Genomic DNA, 17507 nt, shown 5'->3' on the forward strand with positions numbered 1-17507 from the left:
CACTGTACTTTCAATACAGTTCGGATAAGCTGCATGTCACGAGTTAGGTTCTCCCAGTAGTACAATTGAACACTTCAATTCTTGAACTAATTGTGTTGTCACTTGGCTGACAGCTAGCCCACCGGCTGTGCGATAACGGACAGAACGTAAAACTGCTAAATCAAATGCTTGAGATTCCCTAATTATCACTTTAGCAATATCATTATCCCTAATTGTTTGAATGTTTGTATTCACTTGTAGCTGACTTTTACCAGCAATATCAGACAATTGAGATGTAAATTTTTCTACTAAATTTGAGGGTGTTTTGCGATCGCTCACATGTAATAGTACCACTTTTGCTTGATTCACATCAGCCAAAATTTGAGCGAACCGCACAGCACCTATGGTTTGTCGCGTTAAGTCTCCAACTGGTACAAGAATTTTTCTGAAGGTTGTAGGACTACTCAAAAGACGTGTCACTGCTACCTGACAATGAGAAGACCAAAAAACACTGTCAATTACACTACCAAACAAACGGGCACGCAAGCCTGTTGTCCGTGACCAACCCATCACTACTAAACTAGCATTTTGTTCTCGACTGGTGCGGCTAATTCCCAAAGCCGCATCATCATCAATCCGAATTATAGATGACACTTCTACCTCAAATTCTTGACTAATTTCTCTAGCCAAGTTCAATCTTTGCTTACTTTGATCTAGTGCTGTTGCTAATTGTGGATCGTCCATATCTATATGGGCTTTGGTAATAGCTAATGGCACAATTCGTCCAGATTCATGACGAGCTAGAAGTGCTGCCATTTCTATCAAATAGCGCTGGGTTTGAGGATTGTATACTGGTACTATTACAGTGAATGGCTCATCACTTTTTTCTATTAACTTATCCTCAGAATTTTCCCACCAAGTTGTTAGTTTATCTGTTTCAAAATCTGTAGGAGAAAGCTGTAATAAAGTAGCAAACCTCGCTGTGATTATCGGACCGAGGATTGCAGTAACTAACATCAAAACAATTACACTATTTAAGACTTCTTCATTTATTAACCGCTCGTTGGCAGGATTGACGGCTTGATAGGCAACCAATGTTGCTGCTAGTGTAGCTGCTACTTGTGGTAGTGACAATGACCACATCGTCAGCATTTCTGCTGTATTATAGCGATATAAAAGTTTGGCTAAAAATGCTGCTATAAATTTGCTACCAATCAAAGCTACTATAATGACTAAAGTTAGCCAAATAGAACTAAGAGTTTTGACAAATGCAGGAATATTAATTAATAGCCCCATATCTACAAAAAAACAGGGAATGAATAAAACACTGCCAATAAACTCAATTTTTTCTTTGACTGGGCTACGTCCCAAAACGTCATTAACGGCTAAACCTGCTAGAAAAGCACCAACAATTTTTTCGACTCCAATGAGCTGCGCTCCAACAGATGCCAAAAACAATGCTAGCAAGATAAATAAAAACTGATTACTTTGTTCATCTCCAGAACGTCGAAAAAACTCTTTTCCCGCCCAATCAAAACCAAACAGGACAACAGCAGAGTAAATTGCTAATCCACCTAACAAAGTTGCTAAACTTAAGGCCGAGAAGTTCCCTCCATGAATTCCAACACAAATTGCTAATATTAATAAAGCACCTGTATCAGTAAAAATAGTGGCACCAATAGTGACAGTCACAGCTTCATTTGTTACAACACCTAGACGGCTGACAATTGGATACGCTAAGAGAGTATGAGAAGCTAGCAAAGAACCAATTAGAACGGAAGAATTCCAGCTAAAATTGAATAAACGTCCTAGAATAATTCCAGCAATTAGTGGAACTAAAAATGTCAAAGTACCAAATCCGATTGAGCGGTTTCTAGTTTTACGAAACTGTTCTAAGTCTATTTCTAAACCTGCTACAAACATCAAATAAAGTTTACCGATATCCGAGAGTAGATTCATTGTTTCAGACTCAGAATCTAACAACTTTAACCCATTTTGTCCTAGTACTATACCTGCTAACAACAACCCCACTAATCCAGGTAGTCGCAGTCGCTCAAATATAGGGGGTATAGTAAAAATTACTGTTATAAGAATAGTAAATGCAATAAGTGGACTACTTGTTAGTAAGTTAACTGCCATTTGTCGCAAATTAGCCTAAATGGTAATTGATAATAGATATACAAAATTTTACATCGCTATCACACACTAATGATCAAGACAAGGACAAATAATTTCGGCTCTTTTAGATTAGTTACAGAAAACTAATACTTGATGTCAGGTTAAGTTCTTGCATAGTAAGGAATTCAAGAATCAAAAAGCATATAGCAGATTTCTCCAAACGTTCTGCACCCCAGATTAAAGATATCCTCAATCTGACCATACCTTTGGCAATACGGTACTGTGTGTATCTGCGGTAAGCGAAGCCATGCCGTAAGCTTATCGCTTTAGAAATTACCTCTGCTGGGATGGCTGTTTCTAAAGCTTTGAGTACTGTACATAATTCAATTGCTGGTGAAATTAGTGAGAATTCTTTGAGTTGCATTGAACATCAGTAGACTTGGGTGACAAACCTTAGTCTAGTTGGTTTTAAGCTTAACCGAACCGTATTGACTGTACTTTTAGTTTAAATGAGCAGTTGAGGTTTCTCAGATGAAAAGACTTTACCAATATAATTGGTTGTTTATTGATATTTTATAACTGATTATAAGTTTAAATATTTTACATCTACCTTGAGGTAGACAGTTTAACTTTACAGATTTAAATTTATTATATTGATTCTACTCTAAATTACGATTTTGGATAGAGCCGCAGCTAGATTTTTATGTGTATTTGCCTGAATAAAGACCTATAAAATATCCAAAATTGAATAACTTAAAAAAAGTTTTAAGTGTTAGTAAGCGTATATTATGATGTTTGTACTCAGTCTAATTAATTACTGCAAAGTATGGTCAATATTTATACAGCATTTTTTGTTGATAATTTTGGCTACAGTCAGTATTAGTCATATTAAATACCTAGTACTTGTATTGGATTATAATGAACTGGTGTTCCTTGAATGCTCACAAAAATTGGCTTAATTAATACTTTAGCGAGTAAATTTTGTGTTTGGCAAAAATTTTTGGTACACAACCTATGGAATTAAAGCAAAATAGAATCAAGAGAAAAAGAGGAGTTGTATTAACTCCCAAGGGACTCAAGCAATTACAAGAAGCGATTATTTCTAGTGAGATAGTAGAAAATCAAGGCGATCGCTTTACTTTAGAAAAACTGTCGCAACTTACCAATATTTCCCCTAGAACTATTAGCCGTTTGTGGTCTTTAAGTAAAGGTGTAGATCAAAAAACTTTAAAATTATGTTTTAATGCGTTTGATTTAGAACTTCAGGATGAATATTATAGCTTTGTACAAGATGAGGAGGAAAATCAAGCAGAAATCTTAGAGCATTTATCAGGCAATTCTCATATAAAAGCACAAAATTATTGGCCATATCCAGATAGACCTGTACCTCTAGATTCTTCTTTATATATTGAACGTCCACCTATAGAAGAACAAGTATATCGAGAAGTTACTCAACCTGGTTGTGTAATTCGGATTCGTTCGCCCAGACAGATGGGGAAAACCTCTTTGGTAATGCGTTTGTTAGCCTTTGCTCAAAAGCAAGGATACCATACTCTCAATATCAATTGCGATCAACTTGATGAACAATGTTTAACTGACTTAAATCGGTTGTTGCGTTGTCTTTGTCTGCAAATCGCTACACAATTAGGCACAGATACCAACCTTGATGATCAATGGGATGATGAGATTGGTTGTAAATTAAGTTGTAGTTTATATATACAAAATTATTTACTAAAACAAAGTGAAAATCCGATAGTTTTGGTTTTGAGTGAGGTTGACCGCTTTTTTGAGTATCCTCAGCTGGGTCGGGAGTTTTTTGCTTTATTGCGTTCTTGGTGCGATGAAGCCAGACAAAGTAACCATTGGCGAAAATTGAGGTTAGTGGTAGTTTACTCGACAGAACAGTATATTTCTTTAGATATTAACCATTCTCCATTCAATATTGGATTACCGATTCGTCTTGGGGAATTTACTGTGCAGCAGGTAGAAGAATTAGCTAGGCGATACGGTCTAGAATTGACTAGCCAAGAACTCAAGCAGTTAATGTCTTTAGTAGGAGGTCATCCAGGACTACTGCAACTAGCCTTGTTTAATCTTCTTTCTGGAAGTATGACTTTAAAAGAGTTGATAGCAGAAGCGATCGCCAACGGTGGAATTTACCGTTATCATTTATGGCAACATTGGGTAAATTTGCAAGCTAATCCTGGTTTGATTAAGATTTATGCTGAGCTAGTTACAGCACAAAAAGCTGTGACTATTGACCCTGTATGCGCTTACAAACTCGAAAGTTTAGGATTAATTGCCTTTGAAGGCGATCGCATCATACCGCGTTGTGAACTCTACCGCAATTATTTTGTCAAGCAGTTAGCTACAAGTGCATAAATAAATTTCATAATCAAGAAGATTTTTGATTTGTAAATCTACTTGATTTTGAAATCATCTTGGCTTTTACAGATGTGTAGTCCGAAGATTTTGGGTTACACATTTATGTTGACGATAGTTTTACTCATAGCTATTTGGTGAAAAACAATCTGAGATTAATAACTTCAGAGAAATCGAATGTGATTGCAGAAATAATCTTAGTACTTAGAGGTGCGTTAGCAATAGCCTAACGCACCCTACTATACTGCTGATTTTCCGCAAATCATTTGTTAGCAAATTATGTAACTATAGAAATCCGGTTTGATTTAATGAAATTACTTGGGTAGTGCGCGATCGCAAAGCGTCTCGCAGAGAAGCGCAGCGCAAGCGCGATAGGCTCTTTGAGGTGTACTGAATTTTTTCAAAAATTAAATATGAGTCCTATATAATCTTATTTATTTTGTCGAATTACAAGGACAGTTAAGATATTTAAACTAAAAAGTCAGGATAAATTTAAGATAGTTAAGATATCAAAGTGGAAAAATTTAAAGTTACATCGTAGTCATTACAACTGACAATAATTCAATAATGTGTAATAGTTAGTTCTGCACTACCAAATAGTAAATAGGCATAAAATATACGTTTTAAATTTGCCAAAACTTCTCTACAAATAATCAAAAGTTGTGTTAATCTCTCTATGTGAGATCACATATTTGATATGCGACATTGATATGTAATATAAAACACTTATATGATATGAAATACCAAGTAGGTGGTAGTTTGCCCAGTGATGATCCTAGCTACGTTATTCGTCAGGCAGACGAACAGCTTTATACAAGCTTAAAGGCTGGTGATTTCTGTTATATCTTTAATTGTCGCCAAATGGGAAAATCATCGCTGTTGCATCGCACAAAAGACCGTCTGATGCAAGCAGGTCATAGCTGCGTTTATATAGATGTCACACGTTTGGGTAGTGAAGATACCACAACTGAACAATGGTATAAAGGAATTATTATTTGTCTTTTCTATGGTTTAAATTTAGTTGATAAAATCAATTTTAAAGAATGGTGGGAAATGCAAGCAGGTCTTTCACCTGTGCAGAAGCTCAATCAGTTTGTCGAAGAGATTTTACTGTCACCAGAAGAAAGTAAGCGGATATTTATTTTTATTGATGAGATTGATAGTTTATTAAGTTTGAGTTTTCCAGTTAGTGACTTTTTTGCTTGGATTCGTCATTGCTATAACCAACGCGCCCACGAGCCAAAATTTCAACGCCTAGCATTTGCAGTATTTGGGGTAGCGACTCCATCTGACTTAATTGCTGACAAACGCCGCACACCTTTTAATATTGGTAAAGCAATTGAGTTATACGGTTTTAAACTAGAAGAAGCAACCCCATTACTTAAAGGCTTAGAAAAAGTTGTTTGCCAGCCACAAATAATATTACAAAAAATGATTGATTGGACGGCTGGACAACCTTTTTTAACACAAAAACTTTGTCAGTTAGTTGTGCAGATAGCAAAAGAAACACCGCATAACAAAATTGATTTACCGCCATCTACAGAAGGGTATTGGATTGAGCAACTAGTAAAAAAGCATATCATCCAACAATGGAAAGCCAAGGACGATCCAGAACACTTGCGGACAATTCGCGATCGCCTTTTGTATAACGAACAGCGTGCTGGCAGGTTATTAGGCATTTATCAGCAGATTTTACAGGCTGAGGCTGGTAATCCTCCGGTGGCGATTGATGATAGTCGAGAACAAAAAGAACTATTGTTATCTGGCTTAGTTGAAAAACATAATGGCTACCTTAAAATTAAAAATCCCATTTACCGCCATGTGTTTAATGCAGAATGGGTAGAAAGACAATTAGACAACCTACGTCCTTACTCGCAAATCTTTAATGCTTGGATCACATCAAATTATCGAGACGAGTCACGCCTACTGCGAGGAAAAGCTTTAAAAGATGCTCAAAACTGGTCACTGGGTAAAAGTTTAAGCGATTTAGATTATAAATTTTTTACTGCAAGTCAAGAATATGAACAGCGCGAAATTCAAACAACATTAGAAGCTGCAAGAGCCAAAGAAGTAGAAATACGACTAGCACAAGAGAAAAAAAATACTAAAGTGCAAAGATGGCTACTAATAGGAATGTTTATTAAATTCCTAATTTCTACGAGTTTGGCTATAGGTATTTATGTTTTATACTGCCAAGCCAAAACCAGCGAAACTCAAGCCAAAAATAGTGAAATTCGCGCCCTTGTATCTGCTTCTGAGGGAATGTTTGTCTCGAATCGCAGATTAGATGCACTTATAGCAGCAATTACAGCTAAACAGAGACTACAAAAACTAGAAAAACCAAATACCAATCTTGAGCATCAAGTAAACGATGTATTAGAACAAGCAGTATATAGCGCAGATGAATACAATCGCTTTGCTGGCCATCAAGCAGCTGTGATGGCAGTAGATATTAGTCCTGATAGTTCTTTGATTGCTTCCGCCAGTATAGATAAAACAATCAGATTATGGCGGCGTGATGGTACAGTCGTGGCAACTCTCACAGGTCATCAAGGCGCAATTAGATCTGTCAAATTTAGTCCGGACGGTCAAGCACTAGCTTCAGCCAGTGAGGATGGTTCGATTAAACTGTGGAAACGGCAAGGTACAGACAGCCAGTGGCAGATTTCGACAACATTTAAAGGTCATACTGCTTCGGTTTGGGGAGTTGCTTTTAGTCCTAATGGTCAGTTTCTTGCCTCTGCTGGTTGGGACAAAACAGTCAGGTTGTGGCAGCAAGATGGTAAACTTTTAAAAACATTTTCAGGTTATAAATGGGGATTTTGGGGAGTTGCTTTTAGTCCTGATGGTCAAACCGTAGCAGCTGCCAATTTAGATGGGACAGTAAAACTTTGGCGACGAGACGCTACAGGTTGGCAAAACCCCAAACTGCTACAAATTTTGCGGGGTCATACAGCTTGGGTTGTGGGAGTAGCTTTTAGTCCTGACGGTCAAATCATTGCTTCTGCAAGTGAAGATAAGACTGTGAAACTTTGGCGGCGAGATAGCACAAATGGCAGCTATCGCCTGGATAAAACACTGCAAGGTCATACGGCGGGGGTTGCAGGCGTAGCATTTAGTCCTGACGGTCAGACTATTGTCTCTGCCAGTCTGGATAAAACAATAAAAATGTGGAATGTTAATGGTACAGAACTGAAAACCCTCAAAGGACATAATGCTTCTATTTGGGGAGTGAGTTTCAGTCCTGATGGCAGCTTTATTGGTTCAGCAGGTGCAGAAAACTTAGTGAGACTCTGGCAAAGTCAAAATCCCTTCCAAAAGAGTGTAATGGCGCACAGTGCAGGGATTTGGTCAATAGCTATTACTGCTGATAGTTCCATTATTGGTACAGCCAGTCACGAAAACGTGGCGAAATTATGGAGTCGCGAAGGTAAATTGCGGAAAACTTTGACCGAAAAAAGTCTCATCCCTGAGGTTTCATTCAGTGAAGATGGCAAATTAGTTGGTCTGTTTGTTAACAATGAGATAGTGAAAATCCGGCGGCAAGATGGAAGTGATGTTGCTAGTTACAAAGATACTCACGGTACAATTACAGGTGCAGTCTTAAGCCCTAATGGTCGAGCGATCGCAATTGCAAATGTGGAAAAGATTGCTCAGATCTGGAAACGCGATCGCCCCCAATCGCAGGTTCTCCGAGGACATCAAGCCCAAATTTGGCAAGTTGCTTTTAGTCCTGACGGTAAAATGGTCGCAACCGCCAGTGCTGATGGTACAGCAAAGTTGTGGACATTAGAAGGTAAGCTAATCACTACCTTAGTTGGACATTCTGCATCTGTCTGGAGAGTGACTTTTAGTCCTGACAGTAAAATAGTAGCTACTGGCAGTGGTGATAATACTGTGAAGTTATGGACAGTAGAAGGTAAGTTATTGCATACCTTTAAAGGTCATACTGCTGCCATTTGGGGAGTAGCGTTTAGTCCTGATAGTAAGATAGTTGCTTCTGGGAGTGTGGATGCTACTATCAAACTTTGGCAGTTAGATGGTACAGAAATCACTACTCTTAGAGGTCATAGCGCCGCTATTCGCAAAATTGCCATCAGCGGCGATGGTACTTTTTTAGCTTCAGGGGGTGATGATAATACATTAATTATCTGGAATTTGCCGCGTATTCTCAAACTCAATCCCTTAGCTTATGGCTGTAACTTGGTGCAGGACTATTTGAAAACTAACACAGCACTGGAAGGGAGCGATCGCTCTTTGTGTAACTAATACCAAATCCAAGTATGATGAGCAGCCTATATTGGGTATTTTGACCGATGGCGATTATTTTGGCGATCGCACCTTAATAGAATCTCAAATGTGCTGCTGTTCTTGTTCCTTACGCACTCGACATTCTTGAAGATGTCCAAATCGGGCGCTGAAATCAGTGTACAGTAACTGGAAGGGAGTATTATGTCACTGGTAACAAATAGTAAGTTAGTGTATACTAGCCGTCCTCAAGTAACTTGTAAACTTTCTTTTTTCTCTCAGCGCTTTTGTGGTTTAAAAATAATTTATTTAACCACAAAGACGCTGAGGAGCCAATGTGTTGCGCGGCTTTGCCGACTTGAAGGAAGTGCCGCCGCGTTGTAGCAACTGGCGTGATACCGTTTCACTTTAAAGTTGATACATTTGGGCAAGCAGGGGAAGCAGCACTTCGGCTACGCGGCAGTTGAGTTTCGACTACGCTCAACTACCGCGTAGTCGAAACTCAGTGACCGGAAGCAGGGGGAGTAAGAAAAGTAATTTGTATCAATAATTTCGTGAAATGGCGTGACGCTGAGAGAAGTCTGATCGGCGGCTTTTGCTGACTTAAAAGTATTAAGGAGAATTATTTATGTTGAATACTCAAATTATTGAATTTGATTTAAAAGCTTATTTATCACAACGGCGCGATCTTGTTGATGCAGCGCTTGAACGTTCAATTACTGTTATTTATCCAGAAGTACTTTATGAATCTATGCGGTATTCTTTGTTGGCTGGGGGAAAACGCCTACGTCCAATTCTATGTTTAGCTAGCTGTGAGTTTGCAGGAGGTACATTAGACATGGCAATGCCTACTGCCTGTGCGCTGGAAATGGTTCATACCTTTTCGCTAATCCATGATGACTTACCTGCAATGGATAATGATGACTATCGACGCGGAAAATTAACGAATCATAAGGTATATGGTGAACCAATCGCTATTCTCACAGGAGATGCACTTTTAGCCTATGCCTTTGAGTTTATTGCGGTTCAAACTCAAGGAGTTCCGGCTTCGCGATTAGTGCAAGTGGTTTCTAAGTTGGGTCATGCGATCGCGGCAACGGGTTTAGTCGGTGGTCAAGTTGTTGACCTCCAATCTGAAGGATTACAGAATACTAATATAGAAACCCTTAACTTTATTCACTCCCACAAAACAGGAGCTTTGTTAGAAACTTCCGTGATTTCAGGTGCAATTTTAGCTGGAGCAAATAACGAAGTGCTGCAAAGGCTTTCTCGTTATGCTGCGTACATTGGTCTCGCTTTTCAAATTGTTGATGATATTTTGGATGTCATTGGCACACAAGAAGAACTTGGTAAAACTCCAGGCAAAGATCAACAGGCACAAAAAGTGACGTATCCCAGTTTATGGGGAATTGAGGAATCAAAACGCAAGAGCCAAGAATTAGTTGATCTAGCCAAAGCTGAACTTGTTGATTTTGGAGATAAAGCACAACCTCTAATGGCGATCGCAGACTACATTACAGCCAGAAGAAAATAGCTGTGACTTTGGTTACTGAAATTTAAGTTTATTGTTAACGTGATTAGATGAGTGTAATTGAATAATGTTAAGTTAACGCTGTTGATACTAATTTGCGTTTTATTGTAGTAGTTCAAAGTTGATGAGATTGCTTCCTTCCACTTTGTTCCAGTCGCAATGACGGAATATCATATTTGACTACAACTTGGTATGAATTGCCCACAACAGCGGTTTTCAGTGCAGTCGCAGACTGTAACACTCTTTAGTTTTATAAAACGATACTTTGGTTTACAAACTTAAAGAATCTATGATTTTTCTAGCATGAAATTCTCCTCATCAGGCTCTATATTCAATTTTCCCTCACGCCAAGCATCTGCAACACTTTTAATAAAACTTGCTAAAGGTATAGCAACTAATAAACCTAATAATCCTGCTAATTTGACTCCAACTAATAAAGAAATTACGACCCATACAGGATTTAAGCCTGTAAAATTACCAAGAATACGGGGTGCTACAAAATTAGAATTAAATTGGTCAATAGCTACTGCTACAACTGCTGCTTCTATTCCTAACCAAAAATCATTTAATGCGACTAAAGAACTAACAATACTAATTCCTATACCTGTACCAAAAGGAAACAAAGCAAAAAAACCAATTACGAGTCCAAAAAGTAAACCTAATGGAACTCTAAGCACCAAAAAAGCTAATGTCACTACTGATGCTAAGATAGTGGCTAATATGAATTGACCAATAAAATAATTTTGAAAATCCTCACGTATTGACTGACGGATATAAGTTCCAATGCGGGACGGGAACCACAAAAAAATTCCATCCCAGAGAGATTCTCCATTTAAAACTAAATAAAGAGTCAATACTAACGTTAGCAGTATATTAACAAGACTACCTATAGTGTCTAAAACTAAACTTAGTATTCTACCTGTAAAATTTTGAATTTGGGTAGATATTCGATCTAGAATTTGGGGAACTAGACCATTTAAGTTAATCGGTAATTGTTCTGTAGTCGCCCAGCTTTGAAAATTTTGTAGTTGTTTTCTTCCAGAATCAATCCAAGTAGGCAAGATGTTAGCTAGCTCGTTGAGTTGTTGTATAATTAGTGGCACTAAAATAATCCCGAAAGCTGTAATTACTACTACAGCTAATAATAAAGCTACCGTGACAGCTATATTGCGTTGTAATCTTTGTTTTTGAAAAAATCTAATTGGATAATCCAAAATAAAAGCTAGTAGTAAAGCGGCAACTAAAATACTAACTAATGGCTGAAAATATTTGATTACCTGAAGTAATACCCAGGCATTAAGGATAACCAGGGGAAATGCCAAACTCAAGGTTAACCAACGCGGTAATTTATTTGCTGTTTGCATAGTGCTAATTCCACAATATTTATTGTGGTGATCTTTAATGTAAGTAAGTCGGGGAAAATAAATCAAACTATATTAACTAATCTAAACTTAGCTCAATTTAGCTCGTAGTCAGGGCTTTAGTCCTTTTATTAGGACTAAAGCCCTGACTCCAAATATTAAATTTTTGACGTTGTTCTACTTACAATCTAACTGGTAGTAGTGAAAATTAAATAATATCCTTGTTATTGTCCGAATCATCTAAAATTTTATTAAAGTCTGTTGCCTTTAGGTACATGAATACTCAAACACGCGCCAATTTTCCAGATATCTTCTCGATTTTGAGTCAAACTCAACGCTTACGAGTTAGTGATGGAGAGGTTAAACCGATTTTAGATGGTTGCTCAAATACTGCAAAGTTGCTTGTACTTATTTGGTCGCAGTTGGGAGATTTTGATAATTTAGAATACGCTTGGTGGCTGCAAAAAGAAAAAGAAAAAATCGAAGCCAGAGGAATTACAATTCGCGCTATTGGAATTGGAAACTGCAATTCGGGGATCAAATTTTGTGAATATACGGGATTTCCTCAAGAATGGTTGTTTGTAGATGCAAATGCTGAAATTCACGGTTCTTTAGGACTTTATCGCGGTTTAACTATACAATTTCCAATACTATCAACATCACAAAAAGCTTGGTTGAATTTAATGCTAATGTGTGCTGGTATTGGTAGTCCGGGAACTCTGAAGGAAGTTTTTCGGGGTTATAAAGGTGATTATAATGCTCCTCAGTTAATTGCTGATGAGGAAGTTGTGAGGGATATACCTTTACCACCAATAAAAGGTTCGTTTTTCAAAGCTGTTGGAGGGAAAGGCTTTCAGCGTCCTTTTGAATTAGCAACTCTGCGCCTGCGAAACATGACCGAAGTTTTGAGCAACTGGAATATTTATATACCAAATTCATCTTATTTGACACAACGGGGAGGAACTTTTTTGTTTGATTCTCAAGGAAAATTAATTTATGAACATCGCGATCGCGGTATTCTTGGTTTTGCTGAAAATATGAGCAATCCCTTATCTTTTTTATATAAATATTAAAAATACAACTTTTACAACATAATCAAACCTAAACGAACACCAGCCGTTACTGCCTCAGTCCGAGTGGAAACACTCAGCTTTTGAAAAATTGATGAAACATGAAATTTCACTGTATGCTCAGAAATTTGCAGGCGTTTAGCGATCGCTTTATTTCCTAAACCAGAACCCAGCATTCCTAAAACCTCTATTTCTCGTGGAGTCAAAGTTTGCACAGGGTTAGCTATCACTTTTGTCGGCATCGGCAGCAATTCTAAAAAATCAGGGTGCAGTACCACCAAACCAGCAGCAATTGCCTCAATACCGGCAATAATTTCTGCCTCGGTGCTGGTATTAGATAATATGCCGCGGATACCCAAACGTAATGCTGTTTCTAAATTAATAGTATTGATATCCTCAGCAATCACCATAACTTGCTGTTCTTGAATTAACTGCAATTTTGACCACATTGATTCTGGGTTACTGCCTAAATCAAGCAAAACTACATCCGATTGTAATTGCTCAACTTCCCTAAACAACACATCTAAGTTAGATGCACTGCCGACGACGATTAGTTGGGGATTGCTACTCACTACCGCTGATAAACCTGCCCGTACCACGAAAGAAGCAGCAACCACTATTACCCGAATCATGTTGCCTCCACAACAGTTTTCCCAGTAATGTAAACTACAAATTGCTGACTATTACGTAGGACTTGTAATGGTATGGAGTTGTGAGTTTGATACAGATATTTAGCCAAGTCATCAGGGTGAGTCAAAGCCCGTCCTGAAACTCCAAGTAATACATCACCAATTTGTAATCCTACATTTTCTGCGATACTACAAGGAAGTATGGATAATACTAGTAAACCTAAAGTGCGTCTGCCTAAAACCACAGGTTGCAGTGTTACTCCTAATTGCAGACGATGACTACTATGTAAAAAGCGGTTGACAGTAGTACTGGGAATTGCCACAGCCAAATTGTTGACAATCATCGTATTTATACCAACAACTCGACCAAGACAGTCAGCTAAAGGCCCGCCAGAATTACCAGGATACAGTTGTAAATCTGCTATCACCGCCCGTGGATGATTAGTGTGAACAATCCCAAGTGTGACTGCACCACTATCGGCCAAGGGATTTCCTACCGCCAAAACCAGTTCGCCAATTCGTAAATTATCTGAATCACTGATAATTGCAGTATTTAAATTTGTGGCATTAATTTTGAGCGCAGCTAAATCTTGCTGGGGGTCAAAGTGCGATCGCACCGCTGCAAATACCCTACCGTCTGATAATTCTACGGTTGCCCGGTTACTAGTTGCTACATGGGCATTCGTAATAATCAACCCATCAGCTTGCCAGATAACACCAGAACCGACTCCCGCAACACTGCTTTTAACTTTGACTGTGCTTTGACGGAGTATAGTGGCTACTGCTGACAGTTCATCATTGAATTGTGTAATCATAATTGCCTTGATTGGTGGTAATTATTTACTCAGCAGGCCGTTCGCCCACAACAACATCTAACTCAACTAATGTGCCACCACGGATAATCTGAATTTTGACAGTTTTACCGATGCGATCGCTATTATTTAGCAGTGCTAGCACATCACCCGTATCGCTTACGGCAATACCATCAAATGTTACTAACACATCCCCCAGCAACAGTCCAGCCTGATCAGCAGGACTAGAGGGTTCGACATTAACGACAATCACTCCCGTTGCTGTGGGTAAATTTAAAGCAGTTTTCAGATTGCTAGGCAAGCGTACAGGCTGCATTCCTACACCCAAATAGCCCCGTGAAATATGCCCTTTAGTCAGTAACTGATTAACCACGCGATCAACTGTAGCCGCAGGGATAGTTAAAACTGTACCGCGTCGCCCCGATGTATTCATCCCAACTATATAGCCAGCTGCATCTACGAGTGGCCCGCCTGCAAAACCAGGATAAAGAGTAATATCCGGACGGATGAACTGGTCAATATTACCACCATTCATACTCCGCCAAGCACCACTTACGACACTGACTACTCCCATTGCTGCTCGTAAGTCACCTTCGCTACTTCTTGCCAGTCCCAGTACCAAATGACCAACTTTGAGTTTTGTGGCATCGCCAACTTGTGCCACAGTAAGTTTACTATTTTGCAATTGAAATACAGCTATATCAGTGCTAGGGTCATGACCAAGGAAAGAAACTGGTAAAGTATTTCCATCTGATGTTGTGATGCTAATTTCGTCATAACGCCCAAGTGACTCATCTGAAGTAACAATAATACCGTTGCGCCAATGAATTGCACTCGAAGCAATGCGTTTACCAGTATTTATAGCAACTACAGTATTTCCTGATTGTTCTACTGTGTCAGCTAAACTGTTGGATAGTGACAGTAATGAAGACATAAAAATCCTCTACCAATATTTTGGGATGCTTCTATCGTGCCGTTTTATATCTATAGATAGCATCAGAAAAATGGAGAGACTTTTACCTAGCAAAATGGCTAGTTTTGTTTGTAAATAAAAAACTTTACGCCACTTGCGGGATGAAGTTTTCGGGTATAGGGAACTTGTACTGAGCGTAGCCGAAGTATGGGGAATGGGGCATAGGGCATAGGGCATAGGGAAGAAGTAATCAGTTATCACTGTTAACTGATTACTGATTTAACTACCCATGAAGGGATGGAGTTTCCCATCACTTCGATGAATAATGCTTGATGGCGATCGCTATAAAGTTATCAATGAATTGCGAATCGGTGTTTAACTTGCCTGGGCGGTAAGCGGAGGGTTCTGAGAATCGCTAGTCAATACTTAGTTTTTTTAATACAACTATTCCTCAGTTTACTTACTAAATTTTGTATACGAATATTTTGTGTATTTTAATTAAGTACATAAAATATCAATGCACTTAACATATAAATGTTTAAACATCTAAACATCGAAGTAAAAAATAAATGTCCAGATGTTTATTTATGCAGTAAGATCTTGACGTTATTGCTATTAAATAAAAAATGATCATCACAGTAGCTGCCTTTAAAGGCGGTGTCGGTAAATCTACGACAGCGTTGCACTTAGCTACATATCTGCAAAACAAAGCTGACACACTGTTAATAGATGGTGATTTAAACCGCAGTGCTTTAGATTGGTCAAACCGGGGTTGTTTACCCTTCAAAGTTGCTGATGAAAAAGATGGGGTAAGTTTAGCAACACTTTATGAACATATAGTAATTGATACGCCAGCCAGACCAGATACAAATGAGCTAAAAACTATTGCTAAAGGATGCGATTTGCTGGTGATACCCACTACCCCAGACGCGATCGCTTTAGCTGCAACGCTGCAAATGGTTAACTTACTCAAACAATTCAAAACAAATTATCGAATTTTATTAACTCTCATCCCACCCAACCCAAATAAAGCAGGAGAAGAAGCAAGAACATCTCTAGAACAAGCAGGGATACCTATTTTCAAATCTGGGATTAGGCGGCTGGCTGTGTTCCAAAGAGCTGCTTTAGAAGGAGTTCCAGTCAATGTTGTCAAAGACTCTTATGCAAAAATTGCATGGCGATGTTATGCCGAAGCAGGTAAGGAGATATTACGTTGAACAAGAAAAAAACTAGTCGTTTTGATGACTTGATTGATGCTGCGCGTAGTCGTCAACAAAGAGATAAACTACAACCAACTGAAGATCAACCCATTTCCCAAAGCAAAAGTACTGATCCGGCTTATATTCGTACAACTATTTATCTACCTAAGCAACTGCATCGGCAACTAAAAGCCGCGGCGATTTCACAAGAGCGACAAATGAGCGATATTGTTGCAGAATTAATTGAGCAGTGGCTTGTAGCAGGGCAGCAAAGTAAAGAAAAGATTGACTAAAGTACAATTTTTTTATTGTGCTGCGATGCTAGAAATAATCAAGTCAAAACAAGCGGAGATTTTGATATGGCTCAAGCTTTACCTAAACTATTTACCTTTGAAGAATTTATTGAATGGCTGCCGGGAAATACCGGGAAGTGTTATGAATTACACGACGGAATAATTGTTGAAATGCCTCAGCCGAGTGGAAAACATGAAAAAGTTACGGGCTTTTTGGCAGGAGAAATTACTGTTGAGTATAAGCGATTGAAGTTGCCATACTTTATCCCCAAAACTGCATTAGTCAAACCACCGAGAAAATCATCGGGTTACTCTCCAGATGTGGTTTTAATCAACGATGCTAATTTACATAATGAACAATTTTGGGAAAAACAATCTACTGTAACTCAAAGTGAATCCATTCCTTTAGTGATTGAGGTTGTAAGTACCAACTGGGAAGATGATTACTATACCAAACTAGGGAATTATGAAGCAATGAAGATTCCCGAATATTGGATAGTTGATTATGCTGCTTTAGGGGCAAGAAAATTTATTGGTAATCCTAAACAACCAACTATTTCTATTTATCATTTAGTTGATGAAGAATATCAAGTTACTCAATTTAGGAATGAAGAATGTATTATATCTCCTACCTTTCCAGATTTGAAACTAACTGCTAATCAGATTTTTAATGGTGCATTGTAGAGCCTTTTTTTATTCAAGTATTCCTAACTAAGTAAGTAAGTCGGTGAAATAAAATCAAACTCTTTCTCCCCCAGCCCTTGGTCACTGAGCGACTTGTACTGATACCATTTCACTAAATTATTGATACAAATTACTTTTCTTACTCCCCCTGCCTCCGGTCACTGAGTTTCGACTACTTCGACTTCGCCCTTCGGCTACGCTCAGGCTAAACTCAGTACAAGTGCGCTCAACTACCGCGCAGCCGAAGTGCTGCTTCCCCCGCTCCACGGCAGTTGCTCCTGGGGGAAA

13 protein-coding genes are annotated in these 17507 nt (G+C 38.6%); 7 read left to right on the forward strand and 6 right to left on the reverse strand.

Annotated features, from left to right (window positions below):
- Positions 1 to 36: 36 nt before the first annotated feature.
- Both QI031_RS25780 and QI031_RS25785 read right to left on the reverse strand, forming a co-directional pair.
- Entirely contained in the window at positions 37 to 2118 is a 2082-nt protein-coding gene (locus QI031_RS25780; RefSeq protein ID WP_281482431.1) for a cation:proton antiporter domain-containing protein, read from the reverse strand.
- 112 nt (positions 2119 to 2230) lie between these two features.
- Positions 2231 to 2521: a hypothetical protein gene (locus tag QI031_RS25785; protein ID WP_281482432.1), complete on the reverse strand. Its 291-nt coding sequence runs from the start codon at positions 2519 to 2521 to the stop codon at positions 2231 to 2233.
- Between the two features lie 590 nt (positions 2522 to 3111).
- Here QI031_RS25785 and QI031_RS25790 point away from each other — a divergent pair.
- The 3 genes from QI031_RS25790 (at position 3112) to crtE (ending at position 10261) form a co-directional block, all read left to right on the forward strand.
- Positions 3112 to 4479, forward strand: a complete 1368-nt coding sequence (locus QI031_RS25790; protein ID WP_281482433.1) for an AAA-like domain-containing protein — start codon at positions 3112 to 3114, stop codon at positions 4477 to 4479.
- 735 nt (positions 4480 to 5214) lie between these two features.
- A complete protein-coding gene (locus QI031_RS25795; protein WP_281482434.1) occupies positions 5215 to 8748 on the forward strand; it encodes a WD40 domain-containing protein in 3534 nt (1177 codons plus the stop codon).
- Positions 8749 to 9355: 607 nt separating this feature from the next.
- Positions 9356 to 10261 (forward strand): geranylgeranyl diphosphate synthase CrtE, encoded by a 906-nt coding sequence (gene crtE, locus QI031_RS25800; protein ID WP_281482435.1) that lies wholly within the window; start codon positions 9356 to 9358, stop codon positions 10259 to 10261.
- Between the two features lie 284 nt (positions 10262 to 10545).
- Here crtE and QI031_RS25805 read toward each other — a convergent pair whose 3' ends face one another.
- Positions 10546 to 11622, reverse strand: a complete 1077-nt coding sequence (locus QI031_RS25805; RefSeq protein ID WP_281482436.1) for an AI-2E family transporter — start codon at positions 11620 to 11622, stop codon at positions 10546 to 10548.
- A gap of 272 nt (positions 11623 to 11894) precedes the next feature.
- Between QI031_RS25805 and QI031_RS25810 the strand changes: the two genes are divergently transcribed.
- A complete protein-coding gene (locus QI031_RS25810; protein WP_281482437.1) occupies positions 11895 to 12692 on the forward strand; it encodes a peroxiredoxin-like family protein in 798 nt (265 codons plus the stop codon).
- 11 nt (positions 12693 to 12703) lie between these two features.
- Here QI031_RS25810 and QI031_RS25815 read toward each other — a convergent pair whose 3' ends face one another.
- From QI031_RS25815 to QI031_RS25825, 3 genes are read right to left on the reverse strand one after another with little or no spacing between them, the layout of a single operon-like run.
- Positions 12704 to 13321: a response regulator transcription factor gene (locus tag QI031_RS25815; protein WP_281482438.1), complete on the reverse strand. Its 618-nt coding sequence runs from the start codon at positions 13319 to 13321 to the stop codon at positions 12704 to 12706.
- Positions 13318 to 14133, reverse strand: coding sequence for a S1C family serine protease (locus QI031_RS25820; protein ID WP_281482439.1), 816 nt, complete (start codon positions 14131 to 14133; stop codon positions 13318 to 13320). Before QI031_RS25820 ends, QI031_RS25815 begins: the two co-directional genes overlap by 4 nt.
- A gap of 25 nt (positions 14134 to 14158) precedes the next feature.
- Positions 14159 to 15064, reverse strand: a complete 906-nt coding sequence (locus tag QI031_RS25825) for a S1C family serine protease (RefSeq protein WP_281482440.1) — start codon at positions 15062 to 15064, stop codon at positions 14159 to 14161.
- Positions 15065 to 15669: 605 nt separating this feature from the next.
- Between QI031_RS25825 and QI031_RS25830 the strand changes: the two genes are divergently transcribed.
- The 3 genes from QI031_RS25830 (at position 15670) to QI031_RS25840 (ending at position 17219) form a co-directional block, all read left to right on the forward strand.
- Entirely contained in the window at positions 15670 to 16260 is a 591-nt protein-coding gene (locus QI031_RS25830) for a ParA family protein (RefSeq protein ID WP_281482441.1), read from the forward strand.
- On the forward strand, positions 16257 to 16535 hold the full coding sequence (locus tag QI031_RS25835; RefSeq protein WP_281482442.1) for a CopG family transcriptional regulator: 279 nt from the start codon (positions 16257 to 16259) through the stop codon (positions 16533 to 16535). Before QI031_RS25830 ends, QI031_RS25835 begins: the two co-directional genes overlap by 4 nt.
- 66 nt (positions 16536 to 16601) lie before the next feature.
- Positions 16602 to 17219: a Uma2 family endonuclease gene (locus tag QI031_RS25840; protein WP_281482443.1), complete on the forward strand. Its 618-nt coding sequence runs from the start codon at positions 16602 to 16604 to the stop codon at positions 17217 to 17219.
- The last annotated feature ends 288 nt before the right edge of the window (positions 17220 to 17507 follow it).

Origin of the sequence: Halotia branconii CENA392 (genome assembly GCF_029953635.1) — a bacterium.
GTDB lineage: Bacteria > Cyanobacteriota > Cyanobacteriia > Cyanobacteriales > Nostocaceae > Halotia > Halotia branconii.